This window comes from Epibacterium sp. ABV4_022 (assembly GCF_056159345.1).
Genome location: NZ_JBSWVA010000001.1, coordinates 241,158 through 262,939, shown reverse-complemented (window position 1 = coordinate 262,939; position 21,782 = coordinate 241,158). Strand labels below are relative to the sequence as shown.

Annotated in this window: 23 protein-coding genes and 1 riboswitch; of the genes, 13 read left to right on the top strand and 10 right to left on the bottom strand. The window is 64.2% G+C overall.

Annotated features, from left to right (window positions below):
• Positions 1-98: 98 nt before the first annotated feature.
• From ACXAF5_RS01230 to thiB, 4 genes are all read right to left on the bottom strand, one after another.
• Positions 99-701: a glutathione S-transferase gene (locus ACXAF5_RS01230; RefSeq protein WP_474945253.1), complete on the bottom strand. Its 603-nt coding sequence runs from the start codon at positions 699-701 to the stop codon at positions 99-101.
• An 87-nt stretch (positions 702-788) separates the two neighbouring features.
• Entirely contained in the window at positions 789-1,487 is a 699-nt protein-coding gene (locus ACXAF5_RS01225) for a thiamine ABC transporter ATP-binding protein (RefSeq protein WP_474945252.1), read from the bottom strand.
• On the bottom strand, positions 1,474-3,045 hold the full coding sequence (locus tag ACXAF5_RS01220; RefSeq protein ID WP_474945251.1) for a thiamine/thiamine pyrophosphate ABC transporter permease ThiP: 1,572 nt from the start codon (positions 3,043-3,045) through the stop codon (positions 1,474-1,476). The genes ACXAF5_RS01225 and ACXAF5_RS01220 overlap by 14 nt, the downstream gene beginning before the upstream one ends.
• Positions 3,021-3,998: a thiamine ABC transporter substrate binding subunit gene (gene thiB, locus ACXAF5_RS01215; protein WP_474945250.1), complete on the bottom strand. Its 978-nt coding sequence runs from the start codon at positions 3,996-3,998 to the stop codon at positions 3,021-3,023. The genes ACXAF5_RS01220 and thiB overlap by 25 nt, the downstream gene beginning before the upstream one ends.
• 52 nt (positions 3,999-4,050) lie before the next feature.
• A riboswitch (TPP riboswitch) is annotated at positions 4,051-4,155 on the bottom strand.
• A gap of 226 nt (positions 4,156-4,381) precedes the next feature.
• Here thiB and aroC point away from each other — a divergent pair.
• A complete protein-coding gene (gene aroC / locus ACXAF5_RS01210) occupies positions 4,382-5,485 on the top strand; it encodes a chorismate synthase (protein WP_474945249.1) in 1,104 nt (367 codons plus the stop codon).
• Positions 5,486-5,494: 9 nt separating this feature from the next.
• On the top strand, positions 5,495-6,439 hold the full coding sequence (locus tag ACXAF5_RS01205; protein WP_474945248.1) for an AEC family transporter: 945 nt from the start codon (positions 5,495-5,497) through the stop codon (positions 6,437-6,439).
• Positions 6,440-6,495: 56 nt separating this feature from the next.
• Here the strand turns inward: ACXAF5_RS01205 and ACXAF5_RS01200 are convergent, their stop codons facing one another.
• Positions 6,496-6,912 (bottom strand): MerR family transcriptional regulator, encoded by a 417-nt coding sequence (locus ACXAF5_RS01200; RefSeq protein WP_474945247.1) that lies wholly within the window; start codon positions 6,910-6,912, stop codon positions 6,496-6,498.
• A gap of 86 nt (positions 6,913-6,998) precedes the next feature.
• On the opposite strand from ACXAF5_RS01200, the gene ACXAF5_RS01195 reads away from it, so the two are divergent.
• Both ACXAF5_RS01195 and ACXAF5_RS01190 read left to right on the top strand, forming a co-directional pair.
• The gene (locus ACXAF5_RS01195; RefSeq protein ID WP_474945246.1) at positions 6,999-7,679 is read left to right on the top strand and encodes a cation efflux transmembrane domain-containing protein; all 681 of its coding nucleotides are present in this window, start codon (positions 6,999-7,001) and stop codon (positions 7,677-7,679) included.
• Between the two features lie 87 nt (positions 7,680-7,766).
• On the top strand, positions 7,767-8,708 hold the full coding sequence (locus ACXAF5_RS01190) for a DMT family transporter (RefSeq protein WP_474945245.1): 942 nt from the start codon (positions 7,767-7,769) through the stop codon (positions 8,706-8,708).
• Between the two features lie 6 nt (positions 8,709-8,714).
• Here ACXAF5_RS01190 and ACXAF5_RS01185 read toward each other — a convergent pair whose 3' ends face one another.
• Positions 8,715-9,146, bottom strand: coding sequence for a MarR family winged helix-turn-helix transcriptional regulator (locus tag ACXAF5_RS01185; RefSeq protein WP_474945244.1), 432 nt, complete (start codon positions 9,144-9,146; stop codon positions 8,715-8,717).
• Positions 9,147-9,256: 110 nt separating this feature from the next.
• Between ACXAF5_RS01185 and ACXAF5_RS01180 the strand changes: the two genes are divergently transcribed.
• A complete protein-coding gene (locus tag ACXAF5_RS01180) occupies positions 9,257-9,685 on the top strand; it encodes an organic hydroperoxide resistance protein (protein WP_239364106.1) in 429 nt (142 codons plus the stop codon).
• Positions 9,686-9,864: 179 nt separating this feature from the next.
• On the opposite strand, the gene ACXAF5_RS01175 is transcribed toward ACXAF5_RS01180, so the two are convergent.
• Entirely contained in the window at positions 9,865-10,731 is an 867-nt protein-coding gene (locus tag ACXAF5_RS01175; protein WP_474945243.1) for a branched-chain amino acid aminotransferase, read from the bottom strand.
• A gap of 160 nt (positions 10,732-10,891) precedes the next feature.
• On the opposite strand from ACXAF5_RS01175, the gene ACXAF5_RS01170 reads away from it, so the two are divergent.
• The 7 genes from ACXAF5_RS01170 to dxs all read left to right on the top strand — a co-directional run bounded on the left by ACXAF5_RS01170 (position 10,892) and on the right by dxs (position 17,126).
• Positions 10,892-11,404, top strand: a complete 513-nt coding sequence (locus tag ACXAF5_RS01170; protein ID WP_239322212.1) for a MarR family winged helix-turn-helix transcriptional regulator — start codon at positions 10,892-10,894, stop codon at positions 11,402-11,404.
• Positions 11,401-12,102, top strand: a complete 702-nt coding sequence (locus tag ACXAF5_RS01165; protein ID WP_239322213.1) for a response regulator — start codon at positions 11,401-11,403, stop codon at positions 12,100-12,102. Before ACXAF5_RS01170 ends, ACXAF5_RS01165 begins: the two co-directional genes overlap by 4 nt.
• 9 nt (positions 12,103-12,111) lie before the next feature.
• Positions 12,112-13,053 (top strand): histone deacetylase family protein, encoded by a 942-nt coding sequence (locus tag ACXAF5_RS01160; RefSeq protein WP_474945242.1) that lies wholly within the window; start codon positions 12,112-12,114, stop codon positions 13,051-13,053.
• 77 nt (positions 13,054-13,130) lie between these two features.
• Positions 13,131-14,057 (top strand): histone deacetylase family protein, encoded by a 927-nt coding sequence (locus tag ACXAF5_RS01155; protein ID WP_474945241.1) that lies wholly within the window; start codon positions 13,131-13,133, stop codon positions 14,055-14,057.
• Positions 14,054-14,299, top strand: a complete 246-nt coding sequence (locus ACXAF5_RS01150; protein WP_239322216.1) for an exodeoxyribonuclease VII small subunit — start codon at positions 14,054-14,056, stop codon at positions 14,297-14,299. Before ACXAF5_RS01155 ends, ACXAF5_RS01150 begins: the two co-directional genes overlap by 4 nt.
• Positions 14,300-14,305: 6 nt before the next feature.
• The gene (locus tag ACXAF5_RS01145) at positions 14,306-15,169 is read left to right on the top strand and encodes a polyprenyl synthetase family protein (protein ID WP_474945240.1); all 864 of its coding nucleotides are present in this window, start codon (positions 14,306-14,308) and stop codon (positions 15,167-15,169) included.
• 28 nt (positions 15,170-15,197) lie between these two features.
• The gene (gene dxs / locus ACXAF5_RS01140; protein ID WP_239322218.1) at positions 15,198-17,126 is read left to right on the top strand and encodes a 1-deoxy-D-xylulose-5-phosphate synthase; all 1,929 of its coding nucleotides are present in this window, start codon (positions 15,198-15,200) and stop codon (positions 17,124-17,126) included.
• A gap of 49 nt (positions 17,127-17,175) precedes the next feature.
• Here dxs and ACXAF5_RS01135 read toward each other — a convergent pair whose 3' ends face one another.
• A complete protein-coding gene (locus ACXAF5_RS01135; RefSeq protein ID WP_474945239.1) occupies positions 17,176-18,057 on the bottom strand; it encodes an SDR family oxidoreductase in 882 nt (293 codons plus the stop codon).
• A gap of 83 nt (positions 18,058-18,140) precedes the next feature.
• Here ACXAF5_RS01135 and ACXAF5_RS01130 point away from each other — a divergent pair, with 83 nt between their 5' ends.
• Complete coding sequence (locus ACXAF5_RS01130) at positions 18,141-18,776, top strand: class I SAM-dependent DNA methyltransferase (protein WP_474945238.1); 636 nt, start codon at positions 18,141-18,143, stop codon at positions 18,774-18,776.
• Positions 18,777-18,951: 175 nt separating this feature from the next.
• Here ACXAF5_RS01130 and ACXAF5_RS01125 read toward each other — a convergent pair whose 3' ends face one another.
• Together ACXAF5_RS01125 and ACXAF5_RS01120 are read right to left on the bottom strand one after the other, a co-directional pair.
• Positions 18,952-19,740 (bottom strand): carnitinyl-CoA dehydratase, encoded by a 789-nt coding sequence (locus tag ACXAF5_RS01125; RefSeq protein ID WP_474945237.1) that lies wholly within the window; start codon positions 19,738-19,740, stop codon positions 18,952-18,954.
• The gene (locus tag ACXAF5_RS01120; protein WP_474945236.1) at positions 19,737-21,776 is read right to left on the bottom strand and encodes an acetate--CoA ligase family protein; all 2,040 of its coding nucleotides are present in this window, start codon (positions 21,774-21,776) and stop codon (positions 19,737-19,739) included. The genes ACXAF5_RS01125 and ACXAF5_RS01120 overlap by 4 nt, the downstream gene beginning before the upstream one ends.
• Between the last annotated feature and the right edge of the window lie 6 nt (positions 21,777-21,782).

Here is a 21,782-nt window from a genome sequence, read left to right as displayed (position 1 = left end):
GGGTTTCTTTCACAGAACCGTTGCAATGCTGCGCCGCTTCCGCCCCTATCTGCCGCTTCTCCTTTAAAACCGGGTGAAAACCCGGCCCCAGACGGCGTTCAGGCGGCATCCGGTCGCGTCGCCTGCATCGACGGGCGCGATTCGAAGGCCCGCAGCCACTCGGCAAGCTGCGGGTTGCCCTCGCGCCAACCGGCGTCCGGGTGACGAAAATCCACATAGGCCAGCGCCGCCGCCATGGCCAGTTGGCCGATGTTCACCGGCCCGTTCAATGCCGGCATCCACCGCGCCTCGACCGCTGCACAGGCGCCGAGGATCTTGTGACGCTGCCCGTCCAGCCAGCCGTCCCATTGTTTGTCCGCGGGGCGCAGGCGTTTTTCATAGGCCATGGAGACACCGGCATCCATGATGCCGTCCGCCGTGGCCTCCAGCACCTTCATGTCCCAGCCGCCCTTGTAGAGGGCGCCCCCTGCACGGGCATCGAGGAATTCGCAGATCACCCGGCTGTCATAGAGTGTCGGACCACCCTCGCGGGTCAGCGCCGGGATCTTGGCCAGCGGGTTGCTGGCCGCAAGCGCCGCATCCGGGCCGGTGACGGATGTGGTGACCGGCAACAGCGCAACATCGTCCAGCTGGCCGGTTTCATGCAGCACCAGCACCACCTTGCGTACAAAGGGGGAAGAAGCCGAATAGAAGAGTTTCATGTCACTGGGTCTCCCTGGTTGGCGCAACTCTAGCGGGCGTTCCGCCGTTTTGGAAATGTAGGATCGCAAAAAATGCGGAAACCGCGGTCAATTGTCGCCCAGGTAGCTGCGCAGCGCCGCAGGCGGGTTGTCCAGCAGCTGCACTGTGGGTTCGGGCGGTCGTGCCGTGCCCTCGGCCACCAGCACCACCTGATCCGCGATCCGGCGCGCGTCCTGCGGATCGTGGCTGACCATCAACAGGGTAAGATCGCTTTCGGCGGTGATGTCCCGCACCAGATCCAGCATCTCCGCCTTGAGCGCCGGACCCAGCGCCGCAAAGGGTTCGTCCAGCAACAGCAGTTCCCGCCCCTGGACCAGCACCCGCGCCAACGCTGCCCGGCTCTGCTGGCCACCGGACAGCTCCGCGGGTTTGCGATCTTCCAAGCCCTGCAACCCGACGCGGGCGATGGAGGCGTCGACCTGCGCGCGCTCCGCCGCAGTCAGACGGCGATTGGCATCGACCCCGAGGCCCACGTTTTGCCGCACCGAGAGATGCGGAAACAGGTTGCCGTCCTGAAACAGCATTGCCACCGGCCGCTTGCCGGGGCCCAGCGGCGCCAGATCTCGCTCCTGCCACAGGATCCGCCCCGCCGCGAGGGGCTGAAACCCGGCAACCGCCTCCAGCAGGGTGGATTTGCCCGCACCGGACGGACCAATCACCGCCACCCGCGCACCACCGGCGAACTCGAGGTCAGCTTCGAGGCGGAACGTGCCCTTCCGGATGTCTGCGCCTTCAAGTTTCAGCATGGAATCGCCCTCCCCGGTCCAGCAGCCAGAATACCCCCATCGACAGAACAAACAGCAGCAGCGCCGCCCCCTGCGCGGCCTCCATGCGATAGGCCCCCATCAGCCGATAGACCTGCAACGGCAACGTCGCGACCTCGGGATCGGCAAACAGCGCGATGACACCAAGATCACCAAGCGACAGCGCTGCGGTCAGTCCGGCGGCAAAGCCGATCTGAGCCCGACAGCGCGGCAGCAGCACCCGCTGCCAGACCGCTCGGCCACGCATGTCGAGCGCAACGGCCAGGCGTGCATTCTGTTGCAGCACCTGCCGCATGCGAGGCACCAGAATCCGCAGCGCAAAGGGGAGCGCCATCACCATGTTGACCACCGCCGTCACCGGCAGCGCCAGCACAAACGGGTCGACAAAGGGATAGACCATCACGAACAGCCCGGTCCCGATCACCAGCGGCGACGCCGCGAGCCCCAGGATACCGGCGACTTCTCCCAGCCGTTTGCGCCCCATGGCAATGCTTGCCGACAGGGGCAGCGCCACCAGCAACAGCAGTGCGGTGCTCAGGCTGGCAATCTGGATCGACACCCAGGCCGCGTTCCAGACTGAGCCGGGCAGGCTCGCCAAGCCAGGCACGCCCGCCACCAGCACCGCCAGCAGCGGCAGCATCAGGAACAGCGCGGCAAGTGCGATCCACAGACCGTCAAACAGCCTTGCGCGCGCCCCTGCCCCGTCCCAACGGGCCACCGCCCGGTCGAGACCGGCACCAAGACCATCCCCGAGCGACACCCGCAACGCCAGAAGCGCCGCTGCCACCGTCAGGACAAGCTGCACGCTGGACAGCATCGCCGCCCGCCCAAGATCAAAGTCAAAGTGAAACGCCTGATAGATCGCCAGTTCCAGCGTCGTCGCACGTGGCCCGCCACCAAGGGTCAGCGCCACCGCGAAACTCGACAGGCAGATGGCAAAGATCACCGCCGCGGCACCGGGCACCACCTGCCGCAGCATCGGCAGTTCCAGAAGACGCCACATGGCCCCCGGCCCGGCATCCAGCTGCACCGCGAGCCGGAACCGCTCTGCCGGTATCTCCTGCCAGCCTTGCAGGATCAGCCGGGTTGCCAGCGGCAGGTTGAAGAACACATGCGCGATCACCACCCCGTGCAGCCCGTAGATCTGAACCGGGGGCAGGCCCACCAGCCCCAGCGCATCACTCACCCAGCCGGAGCGGCCAAAGACCGCCAGCAGCCCCAGGATCGCAACAATCACCGGCAGGATGAACGGCGCGCCCAGTAACGTGATCAAGACACGACGCCCGGGAAACCTGCGGCGGGCCAGGGCACGGGCGACCGGGATCGCCAGAGCGACACTGATCAGGGCCGACAGCACCGCCTGCACCAGCGTGAACCGCAGAGCCGACTGATCGGCTGCGCCAAACCCGGCGCCGTCCTCCGCCCGCAGGGTTACCGCCGTCAGCGTGCCCAGAACCAGCAGCGCCACCCCGAGGGCGGCGCAGGTTCCGGGCCAGGTCGCGACCGGACGCAGGTTTACCGGCTGAGCGCTGTGCGCCATTCGTCCAGCGCCTTTGCCCGCAGGTCTGCGGCTTCTTGCTCGGGCAGAAGCAGGGCTTTCTCCGGGTTCACCAAAGTCTCGAACCCGGCAGGCAGGCCGTCGGCGGGGATGACCGCCGGATACATCCAGTTGGTGGTCGGAATGATCGATTGGAACTCATCCGACACCATGAATTGCAGGAACTGATCCGCGAGATCCGGCTGATCGCTGGCCGCGAGTTTTCCGGCCACCTCAACCTGCATGTAGTGCCCTTCGTCAAAGACGGCGGCGGCCTTGCTGTCATCCTCTTCGGCGATCAGATGATAGGCAGGCGAGGTGGTGTAGGACAGCACCATATCCGCCTCACCTTCGAGGAAGAGACCATAGGCTTCCGACCAGCCTTTGGTGACGGTGACGATATTGTCGCTCAGACTCCCCCAGATCGCTGGCGCCTCGTCGCCATAGGCGGCCTTCACCCACATCAAGAGCCCGAGCCCGGGGGTGGAGGAGCGGGGATCCTGGATGACGATCTTGGCGTCGCTCTCGCCCAGCGCCTTGAAATTCGTGGGCGCATCCGCGGCGGCATTGTGCACGAAGGCGAAATAGCCCCAGTCGTAGGGCGCGAAGACCTCGTCGTTCCACGCCACGGGGAGCGCATAGTCGGCCTCGACCGAGATCGGCGCAAACAGACCGGTGTCCTTTGCCGCAGCGGTCAGGTTGGTATCAAGGCCAAGCACCACATCCGCATCGGACCGCTCGCCTTCCAGCTTGATCCGCGCCAGCAGCGCCGCCCCGTCGCCGGCGCCGACGAATTTCAGGTCACAGTCGCAGGTCGCTTCAAACGCCTGCTCCACCGCCGGGCCGGGGCCCCACTCGGACACAAAACTGTCGTAGGTGTAGACCACAAGCTCTGGCGTGTCCGCCGTCGCGGCGGTGGCGGCCAAAAGCGCGCTCGCAACAAAGAGGGGTTTCATATCGTCCTCCAATGCGGCGTCAGGCAAGGAGGAGATCGGAGCATCAGCGCACCGCAACATCCGGAACCTTCCCTCCGCCGGTATAATCCGGTTCAGGTTCAACGGGTTCGCCATCCGGCATCTCAGCGCGTCATGTCGCGCACCCCGAGGTGGGGCAAACCCTAGGGCGCGTTTGCCGGATTGGCAAGCGCAGCCTTGAGATGCCAAAGACAGACGCCAGCTCAGGCTTGGGTCAGCACGCCTGACCTGTCGTTTCATCCGCGAAACACGAGGACAATGAGAAGCAGGCGGTGTTTCTGTCGTTTCTGCCCTGTTGATGCGCGGCTCTCTTTTCCCGGGCGCGCTTTGCCGTTAAAGGGTCAGGACAAAGGAGACCCGCGCGCATGTCCATGAACTCTTTCGGCCACCTCTTCCGTGTCACCACCTGGGGCGAAAGCCACGGGCCTGCTCTCGGGGCGACCGTCGATGGCTGTCCGCCGAATGTCCCGCTGAGCCCGGACATGCTGCAACAGTGGCTGGACAAGCGCCGCCCCGGCCAGAACAAGAACACCACCCAGCGCAACGAGCCGGACGCGGTGAAGATCCTGTCGGGCGTGTTCGAAGGCCACTCCACCGGCACGCCAATCCAGCTGATGATCGAGAACACCGATCAGCGGTCAAAGGACTATGGCGAGATCGCGCAAACCTTCCGCCCCGGCCATGCGGACATCACGTATTTCCAGAAATACGGCAACCGTGACTATCGCGGCGGCGGGCGGTCCTCTGCCCGCGAAACCGCGGCGCGGGTGGCCGCGGGCGGTGTTGCACGCGAAGCGATCAACGCGCTGGTGCCCGGCCTACAGATCAAGGGCTATATGACCCGGATGGGCGAGATGGAGATCGACCGCAGCCGGTTTGACTGGGCAGCGATCGACCAGAACGATTTCTGGATTCCGGATGCGGGCGCTGTTCAGGACTGGGAAGACTACCTGCAAGCGCTGCGCAAGGATCACGACTCGGTCGGCGCCGTGGTCGAGGTGGTGGCACGCGGGGTGCCCGCCGGTATCGGTGCGCCGATCTATGGCAAGCTCGACACCGACCTCGCCGCCGCGATGATGTCGATCAATGCCGTGAAGGGCGTGGAGATCGGCGAGGGCATGCATGCCGCCCAGCTGAAAGGGTCGGAGAACGCCGACGAGATCTTTATGGGCAATGACGGCCAGCCGGTCTATTCCTCCAACCACGCCGGCGGCATCCTTGGCGGCATTTCCACCGGTCAGGACGTCGTGGTGCGGTTCGCGGTCAAACCGACCTCCTCGATCCTGACGCCGCGCCAGTCGATCCGCAAGGACGGCACCGCCACCGAAGTCATCACCAAAGGCCGCCACGACCCCTGCGTCGGCATTCGTGCCGTGCCCGTGGCCGAGGCAATGATGGCCTGCGTCATCCTGGACCACCTCTTGCTGCATCGCGGCCAGATTGGCGAGAATCAGGGCCGGATCGGATAACCCAGGCCCATGGTCGCCATTCTCGGGATTACCTTTCCGATCTACGCGGCCCTCGGGTTGGGCTACCTGTTTGTCTGGAAAGGCATCTTTTCCAGCCACGACATCAAGAGCCTCGGCGCCTATGTCTTCAACCTGGCGCTGCCGGGGCTGATCTTCACCACCATCGCCAGCCGCGACCCGGTCGAGGTGTTCCAGGCCGCCTATGTGCTGCCCTATCTGATTGGCGGCGTACTGAACATTGCGGTCGCCTATCTGCTGTTTTCGCTACGCGGGTTTGATCCGATGCGGCGGGCGGTGGGCGTCATGGGCTCGACCTGTCCCAACAACGGATTTGTCGGCTATCCGGTGATGCTGCTGGCATTCCCTGATATAGCGGGCATCGTCCTGACACTGAATCTGGTGATCGAGACGCTGATCCTGATCCCGATCTGCCTGATGCTGATGGAGGCGGCCGACGCCGACCGTTCCGTCCCGCTTGGGCCGCGCCTGTGGCGGATCGTCTGGAACGTGGCGAAGATGCCGACGATGATGGCCCTTGTCGCGGGGCTTCTGGTGGCGCTTCTCCACGTACCGATCCCGGCGCCGTTTTTTCGCTTTACCGATATGCTCGCGGCCTCTGCCGGGGCGGTTTCGCTGATCGTCATCGGCGGATCGCTTGCCGGGCTGCCCCTGCGTGGCAACAAGAGCCTCGCAGCCCAGGCGACACTGGGCAAGCTGGTGATTCATCCCGCCATTGTCGCAGTGGTCGCGGCGATCTGCGGCGCGGCGGGCCTGCTGGAGATTTCACCCGAGATCCGCGCCGCGCTGATCCTGTCGGCGGCGATGCCGATGTTTGCCACCTATACGATCTTTGCTCAGGCCAAGGGACATGAAGGCGCGGCGAGCCTCGCGTCGCTCGCGGCGACCGTTCTTGCCTATGTCACCTTGAACGGTCTGTTGTGGGTGCTGACCTAATCCCGGCGGGGGCCTGAACATGCGATCACACCCAAATGTGCCAGATCCAAAACGCCCTAGCCGTGCTCTCCAAGGCATTGGCTGTGATCGCCCAGCGCCGTCAGCACCTGACAGGTGCCACCCGATCCCCCTTCGCACAGCTGGGTGATCCGCTCCAGTTCCACCTCCAGCTGTTGCAGCCGGGCAATGCGGGCGCGCACTTTTTCCAGCTGGGCCCGGGCGATGTCGTCCGCGGCGTGACAATCGCGCCCCAGCTCGCCGTTGAGCCCCATCAGCTCCTTGATTTCCTCCAGCCCGAACCCGAGATCGCGCGCGTGCTTGATAAAACCAAGCCGGTCCAGACCGGCCTGATCATACCGCCGCTGGTTGCCCGCATTGCGCGTGGCGGGGTCGATGAGGCCGATCTCCTCATAATAGCGGATGGTCGGAACCTTAACGCCGGTCGCCTTGGACAATGCGCCGATGGAATACATCGCAATCCCCTCTTGAACCTCTAGTGACTAGAGCACCTAGGTTGATCCCGAATCGAGATCAAGGACAAGAGCAAAGGACCTGACTGATGGCAGGATGCTGCAACCATGACGCCCAGTTCGACGGGGTATCCAAACAATACAAACGCCGCCTATGGATGGTGATCGCCATCAATGCGGTGATGTTCGTTGTCGAGATGAGCGCCGGCGAAGCCGCCGGTAGCCAGGCGCTGAAAGCTGACGCGCTGGACTTTCTCGGCGACGCGCTGACCTACGGGATTTCGCTGGCGGTCATCGGTGCCAGCCTGCGCACCCGGTCTCTGGCAGCGATCGGCAAGGGTGTCAGCCTTCTTGTCATGGGGATCTGGGTGTTCGGCTCCACCCTGTGGCAGGTTTTTGTCGCCGGCGTCCCCGAGGCACAGGTGATGGGGGCCATTGGCTTTCTCGCGCTTGTCGCAAATCTCCTGTCGGTGGCGCTGCTGGCCGCCTACAAGGATGGCGACGCCAACGTGCGGTCGGTATGGCTGTGTTCGCGCAACGACGCCATCGGCAACGTGGCGGTGATGATCGCGGCCCTTGGGGTCTGGGGCACGGCCACCGGCTGGCCGGATCTGATCGTCGCCGGCATCATGGCGGGCCTCTTCCTCAGCTCCGCGTTCCAGATCCTGCGCCAGGCGCTGGCTGAATGGCAGCAGGGAAAGGCGCCTCCCCCGCAGTCTACCTGTGGTCACAACCACGACAGCGCCAAAGGGCACGAGCACGCCCACTGAGCGCTTCGCGGCTGTCGCGGTCTAAATAATGTACCAGTCTCCCCCTGCGCGCTTGCCATTCACCGGCGGAGCGCGCAGGGTCCGCGCATGGCAAAAAGCTTAACATCGCATCGACCTGTGCTGGCCATCACGCTGAAGGTGACCGCCATCGGCCTGTTTACGATCATGTCCGGCCTTATCAAGGAAATCACGCAGGTTGTGCCCACCGGGCAGGCGGTGTTCTTTCGCTCGTTCTTCGTATTGCCGGTGATCCTGGTCTGGCTTGCTCTGCGCGGTGATCTGCCACGGGGGCTGCGCACCCAAAGCCCGATGCTGCATTTCTGGCGCGGCCTCGTGGGCACCTCGGCAATGGGATTGAACTTCGCCGCACTGGCTATTCTGCCCCTGCCGGAGGTCACCGCGCTCGGCTATGCCACGCCGATCTTCACGCTGATTCTCGCCGCACTCCTGCTTGGAGAACGCATTCGCATCATCCGGATCAGCGCTGTGGCGATCGGACTTGTCGGCGTGCTGATCATGCTATCGCCACGTCTGAATGGGTCAGAGGCCTTTCAGGATACGGCCTTTATCGGGGCAATACTGGTGCTGACAGCAGCGGCGTTGCGCGGGTTTGTGCAGATCCACATCCGAAAAATGGTGCAGAGCGAGGACACCGCCGCGATTGTCTTCTACTTCTCCGTCACCGCATCCCTGCTGTCGCTGCTGACCTTGCCGTTTGGTTGGGTCATGCCCGATACGCCCCTGTTGCTGCTGCTGGTCAGTACCGGTTTCATCGGAGCGATCGCGCAGCTGCTCATCACCTCGTCCTACCGGTTTGCCCCAGCGTCGCTACTGGCGCCTTATGACTACGTGTCGATGCTATTTGCGCTGGTCATCGGCTATGTATGGTTTTCGGAATGGCCCTCGCTGGTGATGCTGGCGGGGGCGGCGCTGGTGATTGTGGCGAATGGCATCGTGATCTGGCGCGAGAGCCGTCTGGGACTGGACCGTGGCAAGGCCAAGCCGCTGACCGACCCCAAGGGCGGCTAGGACGGGCTAGCTCCGTTCCAGTTTGTCGCGCAACAGATGCAGCCGGTCCCGCAACGCGGTCAGCTCTTCGATGTCCCCGCCCATTGCGTCCAGCACGCAGGCGGTCAGTTCCCCCGCCTTTTGCTCCAAGGCGCGCCCCTTGTCGGTGAGCGCCACGATCAGGCTGCGCTCATCGTCCGGATTGCGCTGTCGGGTCAGCAACTCTGCCGCCTCCATCCGTTTGAGGAGCGGGGTCAGCGTGTTGGTATCCAGCTGCAATTCACGCCCCAGATCGTTGACCCGGCGCCTGTCCCTGTTCCAGAGCGCGACCAGCACTAGATACTGAGGGTAAGTCAGCCCCAGAGGGGCCAGCAAGGGGCGATAAAGGCGCGAGATCGCATGGTTCACCGAGTAGACGGAGAAGCACAAAAGCTCGTCGATTTTCAAAGGTCGGTCCATTCGAAGACGATAGATCTCGCACGATATGATCGCAAGCGGTTGACATCAGGCGCTGCACAACCAAGATATATCGTACACGACATAATCGCACACGATTAAAGGAGTCGCACATGTCCGTTTCCCCCGTTTACACCGCCCATGGGTCTGCCACCGGAGGTCGGGATGGTCAGGCCAAAGTGGCCGGCACCGACCTGGTTCTTGATCTTGCTCCGCCAACCGAAATGGGTGGCGATGGCAAAGGCTACAATCCGGAGCAACTCTTCGCCGCAGGCTATTCCGCCTGCTACATCGGCGCGATGAAATTCGCGACCACGCAAGATGATAGCCTGCCGAAGGTTCCCGACAGCGTCGAAGTCGAAACCGCGGTCGGAATCGGCCCGCGCGAGGCGGGGGGTTTTGGCCTCAAGGTGCACCTGAAAGTCACGCTCCCGGGCGTTGACAAGGACGCCGCCGAGCGCCTGACCGAGGCGGGGCACAAAATCTGCCCCTACTCCAATTCTGTCCGGGGCAACGTCGACGTCACCACAGAAATCGCGTGATCCAGCGGAGCGCCTGCGGCGCACAGGTTTGATCAGGGATGCGAGGCGCTGCCTCGCGCTCCGAGATATTTGAGAAAAGCTGAAGAGGCGACAGGCGCCAAACGGCACCGAAGGTGCTCATACAGAAAAAGCGCGGGGCGTCTGTCCCGCGCTTTTGCATTTTAGTAGCGAGAATTATGTTAGCTGCGGACCAGGGCTTCGTAGTCCTCGGCAATCTCGCGGGTCATCTGGCCGACTTCGAATGTATAGGGGCCGATTTCGCCGACGGGCGTGACCTCGGCGGCGGTACCGGTCAGCCAGCACTGTTCAAACCCGTCCATTTCTTCGGGCATGATGTGGCGCTCATGCACGGTAATGCCCTTTTCCTTCAGCATCTCGATCACCGTTTGCCGGGTGATGCCGTTGAGGAAGCAATCCGGTTTCGGCGTATGTACCTCGCCATCCTTGACGAAGAAGATATTCGCACCAGTCGCCTCGGCGACATAGCCGCGGTAGTCCATGAACAGCGCATCCGAACAGCCTTTGGCTTCCGCCTTGTGCTTGGAGATCGTACAGATCATGTAGAGGCCCGCCGCCTTGGCATGCACCGGGATGGTTTCAGGCGAGGGGCGTTTGAATTCCGCGATGTCGAGCTTTGCGCCCTGCATCTTGGCATCGCCGTAATAGGCACCCCAGCCCCAGACGGCGACCGCCATCCGCACCGGGTTCTTTGCCGACGCAACGCCCATATCTTCGCCCGACCCACGCCAGACCACCGCGCGGACATAGGCGTCCTTCAGGCCGGAGGCTTTCAGGGTCTCTTCCTTGGCCGTCTCAATGTCATCCACCGAGTAGGGCATCGGCATGTCCAGCGCCTCGGCAGAGGCGATCAGGCGTTCGGAATGAGCGCGGCTCTTGAAGATCTTACCGTTATAGGCACGTTCGCCTTCAAACACAGAAGAGGCGTAATGCATTGCATGCGTCAGGATGTGGACCTTAGCATCGCGCCAGTTCACCAGTTCGCCATCCATCCAGATCAGACCGTCGCGGTCATCATATCCAGCCATTCCGCATTCCTTTTCAGCGCCGTGTCATTTTCGGTTGTTGCGCAACATGACGTGAATTCATTCAGATAATTGCGCCAAACCCGCAACTCGATACATCTCGGGTCTTGGAATGTCAATAATGCTGACATAAACTAGCGTTCAAAATAAAGGAGAGGCACATATGTCTGACGGGCGTTCCGGAGCGGGGTTTGGCGGCGAAAGCCTGCTGTTCCTGACCGATGAGCAGCTGCGCCAGGGGATCGAGGCGATGTTCTTCGCCTATCGCGGCTTTACGGCGGATCCGGATCGCATTCTTGCAGAACTGGCCTATGGGCGGGCGCATCACCGCGCCCTGCATTTCATCAATCGCTCTCCCGGCACGACGGTCAACAACCTGCTCAGTATCCTCGGGGTGACCAAGCAATCCTTGAACCGGGTGCTGCGGGCGCTGGTCGAGGACGGGCTGGTGGATAGCCGGGTGGGCACCCTAGACAAGCGCGAGCGCAATCTCTTCCTCACGGAACGCGGTCGCGACCTGGAGCAGCGCCTGTCGGATGCCCAGCGCGTCCGCATGCGTGCGGCCTACAAACAGGCCGGCCCCGAAGCGGTGCAGGGGTTTAAAAAGGTGCTGGAGGCGATGATGGATCCGGACATGCGACGCGCCTATGTCGAGTTGCGCGAGGCGCCCCAATGAACTCACCCGATGCCCATCTGCTGATCGTCGACGATGATGAGCGTATTCGCGACCTGTTGAAGAAATTCCTGATGCGCGCCGGGTTCCTGGTCACCGCAGCCCGGGATGCCGCCCATGCCCGGCGGGTTCTGTCGGGGCTGGATTTCGACCTCATCGTGCTCGACGTGATGATGCCGGGCGAGGATGGGCTGTCCCTGACCGCTGCGCTGCGCGAAACCATGGTGACGCCGATCCTGCTGTTGACCGCCCGCGGTGAAACCGATGATCGCATCAAGGGGCTGGAAGCCGGCGCGGATGACTACCTGCCGAAACCCTTTGAACCCAAGGAGCTGTTGCTGCGGATCAACGCGATCTTGCGGCGCATGCCCGAGAACCAGCCCGAAGACGTCACGCCCAAGTATATGCAGCTCGGGGCGATCCGGTATGACATCGAGCGCGGCGAGATGTGGCAGGGCGAAGACCTGATCCGGCTGACCTCGACCGAGAGCCAGTTGATGAAGATCTTCTCTGCCCAGCCCGGCGAACCGGTCAGCCGCGCCAAACTGGTCGAGGACCTGGGGCGCGACCGGGGACAGGCGCAGGAACGTGCCGTGGACGTGCAGATCACCCGCTTGCGCCGCAAGATCGAGCCCAACCCTAAACAGCCGCAATACCTGCAAACCGTGCGCGGTGCAGGCTACATGCTGGCCCCGGATTAAGACCCTGACATGAAGACTGCTCTCGTCACCCATCCCGAGGGGCTCCTGCATCAGACCCCTGCCAAGGTCCATGAGCAGGTGGGGCGGCTGGATTTCGTGCTCCGGGCCATCGAGGATCTGCCACTCGCACACCATTCGGCGCCGTTGGCCGCGCGAAATGTGATCGAAACGCTGCATGATCCCGCCTATGTCGATCATGTTCTCGGCAGCATTCCCGAACATGGTTTCGCCTTTTTAGACTCTGATACGGACGATGAAACCAGCCTGTCGCCCACCTCTTTGAATGCCGTGCTTCGGGCGGTGGGCGGTGCGGCCTTGGCTGTGGACCTCGTGCTGTCCGGTCTGGCCCCAAACGCCTTTGTCGCCATGCGCCCGCCGGGGCACCACGCGCTGCGGGACCGGGCGATGGGGTTCTGCTTTTTTGGCAATGTCGCGCTTGCGGCGCGGCATGCGATGGAAAGGCACGGGCTGAAGCGTGTGGCAATCGTCGATTTCGACGTGCATCACGGCAACGGCACCCAGGCCCTGCTCTGGGACGAGCCGCGCGCATTGGTCGTGACCTCGCAACAGATGCCGCTATGGCCCGGCACCGGCACGCCCGAGGAGCGTGGCGCGCATGACAATGTGGTCAATATTCCACTCCTGCCCGGAACCGGCGGTGCCGAGATGCGCGCGCTCTACGCCGAACAGGTCTTTCCGAGGCTGCGGGCCTTTGCTCCCGAGCTGATCCTGATCTCAGCCGGTTTCGATTGCCACCGGGATGATCCGCTGGCCGAACTGAACTGGCGCGAGGCGGACTACGACTGGCTGACCCGCAATCTCTGCGCCATTGCCAACAGCACCTGCGCAGGGCGTGTGGTCTCGGTGCTTGAGGGCGGCTATGATCTGCCGGCGCTGGCGTCATCGGCCCGGGCGCATGTGGAGGCCCTGATCCAGGCCCATGCGGACTGACGCTGATCTGACGGTCCCCCCTCTTGCAACATGCCCGGCAAAGAAGGATCGTGCCGCAAAACAGATCGGGGACCACTATGACCACTGCCTTGCTGACCCACGCGGATTGCCTGACGCATGAAACACCCGGAGGCCACCCGGAGCAGGTGGCCCGCCTCGAACATGTGCTGCACGCACTTGCGGGGCTTGACCTCAAGCGTGTCACCGCCCCAGTGGCCGCCGAAGATGACATTCTGCGGGTGCATCCCGCCCAGTATCTGACGGAGCTGCGCCGCGAATTGCCCGCAGAAGGGCGCAAGCAGCTGGATGCGGACACCTGGATGTCACCGGGATCGCTGGACGCTGCCTTTCGCGCGGCCGGGGCTGCGGTGCGCGCCGTCGACATGGTGCTGGGGGGCGAGGTCGGCAATGCGTTCTGCGCCACCCGTCCGCCCGGGCATCACGCCGAAACCGACACGCCGATGGGGTTCTGCCTGTTTGGCAATGCGGCGCTGGCCGCAAAACACGCGCTGGATCACCACGGGCTCAAACGCGTTGCGGTGGTGGATTTCGACGTGCATCACGGCAATGGCACCCAGGACCTGCTCTGGGATGAGAAACGCGCCCTGGTCATCACCTCTCAGCAAATGCCGCTCTGGCCCGGCACCGGCCACCCGGAGGAGGACGGTGCCCATGGCAACGTGATGAACCTGCCGCTGCCGCCCGAAAGCGACGGCGCCGCCATGCGGGAGCTTTACTCCGAACAGGTGTTTCCGCGCCTGCGCGCCTTCAAGCCGGAGCTGCTGATCCTGTCGGCCGGGTTTGACGCCCACACCGACGATCCGCTGGCTCAATTGCACTGGCAGACGGAGGATTTCCGGTGGCTCACGGTAGAGCTGTGCCGTCTTGCGCAAGAGCTGTGTCAGGGTCGTATCGTCTCGACTTTGGAGGGCGGATATGATCTGAACGCCCTAGCCGACGCCGCCAAGGCGCATGTGGAAGAACTGATAAAGGCCGCGACATGACAACCGAGACCCCCGTCGAAGAGATGAGCTTTGAAACTGCGATGCAGGAACTGGAACGCGTCGTCGATAAACTGGAGCGCGGGGACGTGGCACTGGATGCGTCCATCGCGCTTTACGAGCGGGGCGCTCAACTGAAAAAACGCTGCGAGGACGAGCTGAAGCGCGCCGAGGAAAAGGTCGCCGCGATCACGCTGGATGCCAACGGCCAGCCCGCCGGCACGCAACCGCTCGACGCGGGATAAGCCCCGATGACGGCAGGGTTTGCCGCCGCGCTCTCGCAGGCGCAGGCGAAGATCTCCACCCATATGGACATGCGCCTGACGGCGTCAGATGTGCTGCATCAGGCCATGGGCTATGCGTTGCGCGGTGGCAAGATGCTGCGCGGTTTCCTGGTTCTGGAGAGCGCGCGTCTGCATGATGTGCCCGAACCGGCCGCGCTTGAGGCGGCGCTGGCGATCGAATGCATCCACGCCTATTCGCTGGTCCATGACGACCTGCCCTGCATGGACGACGATGACCTGCGGCGTGGCCAGCCGACGCTGCACCGAAAATGGGACGAGGCCACGGCGGTGCTGGCGGGCGACAGCCTCCAGACCCTGGCGTTTGAACTGCTCGCCCGTGACGCGGTCGGCCCCCATGCCGTGACCCTGATCCGCACCCTGGCCGAGGCAGCCGGCAAGGACGGCATGGTCTCCGGTCAGATGCTGGACATCGCGGCAGAAACGGCAGAAACCCCGCTGACGCTCGACGACATCACCACGCTTCAGGCGCGCAAGACAGGCTGCCTGATCGAATGGTCCGCCTGCGCCGGTGCCCGGCTGGCAGGTGCCGATCCCGAACCGCTGCGACACTATGCGCAGGCCCTCGGGTTGGCTTTTCAGATCGCCGACGACATTTTGGATATTGAAGGCGATGCTGCCACCGTGGGCAAGGCGGTACGCAAGGATGCGGAGGCCGGCAAGGCCACGTTTGTGTCGCTGCTCGGGCTGGAGGGGGCAAAATCGCGTGCGCTGGACCTCGCCGACCAGGCCTGTGCAGCCCTTGCCCCCTATGGTGCGGCAGGCGATACCTTGAAGGACGCCGCCCGCTTCGTTATCTCGCGCGACAGCTAAATCGCGCCCCGAAGGAGCCACGACCCGCATGACCGACCGGCCACAGACCCCGCTCCTGGATCAGATCGCATCGCCTGCGGATCTGAAACGTCTCTCTGACGCGCAACTGGAGCAGGTCGCGCATGAGCTGCGGCAGGAAACCATCTCTGCCGTCTCTGTCACCGGCGGCCATCTGGGTGCAGGGCTCGGCGTGGTGGAGCTGACGGTGGCGCTGCATGCGGTGTTCGACACGCCCAAGGACAAGGTGATCTGGGACGTCTCGCACCAGAGCTACCCCCACAAGATCCTGACCGGGCGGCGTGATCGCATCCGCACCCTGCGCATGAAGGACGGTCTCTCGGGGTTCACCAAACGGACCGAGAGCCCCTATGACCCCTTTGGGGCGGCGCATAGTTCCACGTCGATTTCCGCCGCGCTGGGGTTTTCCGTGGCGCGCGATCTGGGTGGCGTCACCGAAGAGGGTCTTGGCGACGCGATCGCCGTGATCGGCGATGGTGCCATGAGCGCCGGCATGGCGTTTGAGGCGATGAACAACGCCGGTCACCTCGGCAAGCGGCTGATCGTGATCCTCAACGACAACGAGATGTCGATCGCGCCGCCGGTTGGGGCGCTGTCGTCCTATCTCAGCCGGCTTTATACCGAGGCGCCGTTTCACGACCTCAAGGCCGCCGCCAAGGGCGCGGTCTCGCTGTTGCCGGAACCTTTCCGCGAGGGCGCCAAACGCGCCAAGGACATGCTGAAGGGCATGGCCATGGGCGGTACCTTGTTCGAATCCCTCGGCTTTTCCTACATCGGCCCCATCGACGGCCATGACATGGACCAACTCCTGCCGGTGCTGCGCACGGTCAAGGCGCGCGCGACCGGGCCGATCCTGATCCACGCGGTCACCAAAAAGGGCAAGGGCTATCGCCCGGCCGAAGCGGCGCGCGACAAAGGCCATGCGACGGCGAAATTCGACATGGTGACGGGCGAGCAGAAAAAAGCGCCCTCCAACGCGCCCTCCTACACCTCGGTCTTTGGCAACACATTGGTGGAGCTGGCCGCACAGGATTCAAAGATCTGCGCGGTCACCGCCGCGATGCCCGACGGCACCGGCCTCAATCTGATGGCAGAGCGCTACCCCTCGCGCACCTTTGACGTGGGCATTGCCGAGCAGCACGGCGTGACCTTTGCCGCTGCACTGGCGGCGGGCGGGATGAAGCCGTTCTGCGCGATGTATTCCACCTTCCTGCAACGCGGCTACGATCAGGTGGTGCACGATGTCGCGATCCAGCGCCTGCCCGTCCGCTTTGCCATTGATCGTGCCGGTCTGGTCGGCGCCGACGGGGCCACCCACGCGGGCTCGTTCGACATCGGCTATATGGCCAATCTGCCCGGCATGGTGGTGATGGCCGCCGCTGACGAGGCGGAACTGAAGCATATGGTCGCCACCGCCGCCGCCTACAGCGATGGCCCCATCGCCTTCCGCTATCCGCGAGGCGAGGGCGAGGGTGTGGAAATGCCCGAACAACCGCACGTGCTGGAGATCGGCAAGGGCCGGATGATCCAGTCCGGCACGCGCGTGGCGCTCTTGTCCTTCGGCACCCGCCTGGGCGAGGTCCGCAAAGCGGCCGAGGCGCTTGCGGCCAAGGGTATCACGCCGACCATCGCCGATGCGCGCTTTGCCAAGCCGCTGGACCGCGACCTGATCCTGCAACTGGCGCGCGATCACGAGGCGCTGATCACCATCGAGGAAGGCGCGGTCGGCGGCTTTGGCTCGCATGTCGCGCAGCTGTTGTCGGAGGAGGCAGTGTTTGACGACGGCCTGAAGTTCCGCTCCATGGTTCTGCCCGATACATTCATCGACCAGGCCAGCCCCCGCGACATGTACGACGTGGCCGCAATGAATGCAGAGCATATCGAAGCGAAGGTGCTCGACGTGCTTGGGGTTGCAAGGATCGGGGAAAAGCGGGCCTGAGTGTGCCCCCACTGCCCCAACGGTCCAACCTGCGCTGGATTGGGCGTTCTTAGACCCCTGGCGGATCCGCCGGAGGGACAAAACGCTCCATATCCTCGGCTGCAAACACCGCTTTCAAACCGCTGCGATAGTCCGGGTAGCACAGGGTGACACCGAGCTCTTCCTTGATGCGGGTATTACGCACCCGCTTGTTCTCGCCATAGAAGCTGCGCGCCATCGGGCTCATCCCGGCTTCGTCAAAGGGCACTTCGGCAGGCACCGGAAGCCCCAGCAGCTCGGCGGCATAGCCCAGCACATCCTGCGGCGGTGCGGGTTCGTCATCGCAGACATTGTAGATCGCGCCGGGGTTGGGCCGCGCGATGGAGGCCGCCAGCACCTGCGCGATGTCATCGACATGGGTGCGCGAGAACACCTGCCCCGGCTTGACGATCCGGCGGGCGCGACCTGCCATCAGCTTGGCAAAGGGACCCCGGCCCGGCCCGTAGATCCCCGCCAGACGAAAGATGTGGAGCGGCAGGTTCGGGATGGCCTGCCATGCCGCCTCGGCACCTGCGCGCCAGTCGCCACGCTGGCTCGATGGCGTCACGGGCGTTTGCTCGTCCACCCAGGCACCATCGTGATCGCCATAGACCGCCGTGGTCGAGAGGTAGCCGACCCATTCCAGAGATGGAAGTGCCGCCAGACGCGCACCGAGTTCATTCAGAACCGGGTCGCCCTGTTCGGACGGGCTGATCGACAAGAGGATATGGGTCACCTCCTCCAGCGGGACAGTGTCGCCGGGCCAGGTCAGGAGTTCCACTCCGGCCATCGGCTCGGCTTCGGAGGGATCACGGGTGGTGCCGAGGATACGCCAGCCCGGTCCCGCGAGGGTCCGCGCCAGAGCCCGCGCCGTGTAGCCAAATCCAAAGCAGAGAAGCGTCTTTTTCGTCATGTTTCGGACCATGCGATCCACGGCGGGCAGATGCAAGACGGCAAGGGCTTGATTCGAATCCCCGCCGCGCCTTTGATCTGTTCATGACCAGAAAAACACCCGATGTGAGCGACGCCTATGCGGCGGCGTCCCCGAGCGACTTGCGCCAGCTCTATGCAGACTGGGCGGACAGTTATGACGAAAGCTTTGCCAGGTCAGAGGCCTATCTGTTGCCCGGCCTGACCGCCCGGGCCTTCGCCCAGGCTGGCGGACAGGGGCCTGTGCTCGATGTGGGCGCAGGCACCGGCCTGTGTGGCGTCGCCTTGTCGGGGTTGCGGATCACCCCGGTCGACGCCGCCGACATCAGCCCGGATATGCTGGCACAGGCGTTGCGCAAGGATGTCTACCGTGACGTGATCGAGGCGGACCTGTACGAGGGGATCCCGGTCCCTCGGGCCAGTTACGCAGGCGTCGTCTCCTCCGGAACCTTCACCCATGGTCACCTCGGACCGGAAGTCCTGCCCGCCATTCTCAGGGTCGCACGCCCCGGAGCCTGGCTGGCGATGTCCATCAACGCGGCCCATTATCAAAAAGCCGGCTTTGCCGAAGCCTTTGACCGTTTGCTGCGTGGACAATGGATCAGCAACCTGTCCCTGCCCGAAGTCCGCATCTACGGGGGCGATGCAGGCAGCGCCCATCACGAGGATACCGCGCTGATCGCCCTGTTTCAGAAGGTCTGATCGCGGATGCGCCGCGCCGTGCCGCCAGGCACGGCGCCCGGCCCAACTGTTTTGGTCGCCCGCAAGGGCGGCGGAAACAGGCGGGAGCGCCCCCCTCCTCCGGGTTTGCCCTCACGCTCCAATCCGGGCGGTTGCGCCGGTCAGCGGCCCGCCGCCTGTCGGGTGTGGGGCGGCCTCAGCGTCCTTTCCACACCGGGTCGCGCTTTTCGGCAAAGGCCCGCGCGCCTTCAAGGTTGTCGTCGGATCCGTAGAGCACATCCACCGTCCGCAGCTGCCGCCCGGTGACGCGGTTCATCGCATCCTGAAACTTGGAATCCTCGGCATCACGCACGATCTCCTTGATCGCGGCATAGACCAGCGGCGGGCCGGAGGCGAGAAGGCGCGCCAGCTCCCAGGCGCGGTCCATCAGCTGATCGCCGGGGATGATTTCGTTCACCAGGCCCCAGCGATGGGCCTCTTCAGCATCGAACCAGCGGCCCGTCAGCAGGAGCTCCATCGCGATGTGATAGGGAATGCGCTTGGGCAGCTTGATCGACGCCGCATCCGCCACCGTGCCGGAGCGGATCTCCGGCAGGGCAAAGCTGGTGTGATCGGCCGCAAGGATCATGTCCGCCGACAGGGCCAGCTCCAGCCCTCCGCCACAGGCGATGCCGTTCACCGCCGCGATCACCGGCTTGTTGAGGTCGCGCAGCTCCTGCAAACCGCCAAAGCCACCGACGCCATAATCGCCATCCACCGCATCACCGCCCGCGGCCGCCTTCAGGTCCCAGCCGGGGCAAAAGAATTTCTCGCCCGCCCCCGTTATGATCGCAACCCGCAGCGTATCGTCATCGCGAAAGGCCTGAAACGCCTCGCCCATCAGGCGCGAGGTTTGCAGATCAATCGCGTTGGCCTTGGGGCGGTCCAGCGTCACCTCGAGGATGGCGCCTTCGCGGCGGGTCTTGACGGGGCTCGTTTCACTCATCGCAACATGTCCTTTCTGCGCATCAGCGCATCCGCCGCCACGGCCTCCGTGGGGGTGCAGAGCAGCGGGTTGATTTCGATTTCTTCCAGACCTTCAGCCTCGGCGACCACATAGGCTTCGATGGATCGGATCGCGCGCAGGATCGCATTGCGATCCGCCGCCGGCGCGCCACGATAGCCTGCCAGCAAGGGCGCGATCTTCAACCCGTCGAGTGCCGCGTTCAAGGCAGCGTCAGAGGCGGGCAGCAGCACCGAGGCGCTGTCCTGCATGATCTCGGTCAGTGTTCCGCCAGCGGCCAGCGTCAGCACGAAGCCATGTGCGGGATCCTTCACCACGCCAACCAGCAGCTCGGCCACGGCACCAGTGACCATCTCCTCGACCAGAAAACGGTCGGTGGGCATAGCCACGGCGGCATCGCTGACCTCCTGTCCGGAGCAGAGGTTCAGCTTCACCGCGCCCTCTTCGGTCTTATGGGCGATGCCTTCGCCCTTCAGCACCACCGGAAAGCCGATATCCGCTGCCACCGCGCGGGCAGCCACCACCGTGCGCGCGGGCTTTGCACGGGGCACCCGGAGACCAAAGCGCGCAAGCCAGGCCTTGGCCTCACCCTCCGACACCAGATCCGGTTCGTCATGGGTCTTGGTGGGCAACAACAGCGGATGCGCCAATTCCGGCAAGGGCTGGCCGGCCGCCTCGATAGCAGTGATCGCCTCGGGCAGACCCAGCATCGGCACCACCCCGGCAGCGATCAGCTGTTCGGCCACCTCTTCGGGCAGCAGTTCCGGCAGGGTTGCCAGCATGGCGATCGGCTGGTCGGTCTGCTGCCGCACCGCGATGGCGGACTGGATCGTGCAATCCCAGTCAGAGGCGTCACACCGGTCGGAGCGTGGGAAATCCACCACAAGAATCGTCAGCGCCAGTTGCGGGTCGACCATCGCAGAGAAGGCGCGCGTCATCGCCTCCGTATCGCGCCAGATATAGGTGTGATAGTCGAGCGGGTTCGCCAGTGCCACCATCGGCCCGAGGGCCGCGCGCAGGTCACTGCGCTGGCGGTCGTTCAGCGGTGGGAAGCTGACTCCGCGCCCATGGGCGGTATCCGCAGACAGGCTTGCCTCGCCACCGGAACAGCTGATCGTTGCGATGCGGGTCGAGGACAGACGCCCCACCACATGCATCAGCTTCAATGTCTCCAGGAACGACGGCAGATCATACAAGCGCGGAATGCCAAGACGTGAGAGCAAAGCCCCGGCACCCGCGTCGCCCCCGGCCAGCGAGGCCGTGTGCGAGACTGTTGCGGCACGCGCCTGTGCGGACCGTCCGACCTTCAGTGCGATGATCTGCTTGCCCAGCTGACGCGCCTTCAGCGCCAGCGCCTCAAACGCGCGCAGATCGCCAAAGCCCTCGATATGAAGGCCCAGCGCGGTGACACGGTCATCTTCCAGCAGCGCCTCGCCAATTGCCGCCAACCCGGTCTGGGCCTGGTTGCCGCAGGTCACCACATAGGCGAGCGGCAGCGCCCGGGTCTGCATCGTCAGGTTGATCGCGATGTTGGAGCTCTGGGTGACAATCGCCACGCCCTTTTCCACCCGCTTGCCGCCATGCTGGTCGGGCCACAACAGCGCCCCGTCGAGGTAGTTGATGAACCCGTAGCAGTTCGGCCCGAGGATCGGCATGTCCCCGGCCGCCGCCAGCAGACGCTCCTGCAGATCCGCGCCTTCGGCATCCTCGGCCTCCGCCTCCAGAAAGCCGGAGGCGAAACAGACCGCCCCGCCGGCACCGCGCGCGGCCAGCGCCGTGACGATGTCGATGGTGACAAAGCGGTTCACCCCGATGAAGCTGGCATCCGGTGCCGCGGGCAGGGCCGCCACGTCCTTGAACGCTGGCAGACCCGCGACCTCTTCGGCCTTGGGATGTACGGGCCAGATTTCGCCCTCAAACCCCATCTTGCGGCATTGCTCGATCACGGCGGCGCACCACGCCCCACCGCCGATAACGGCAATGGTTTTGGGGCGAAAGAGCCTTTTTAGAGACTGCATTTGACG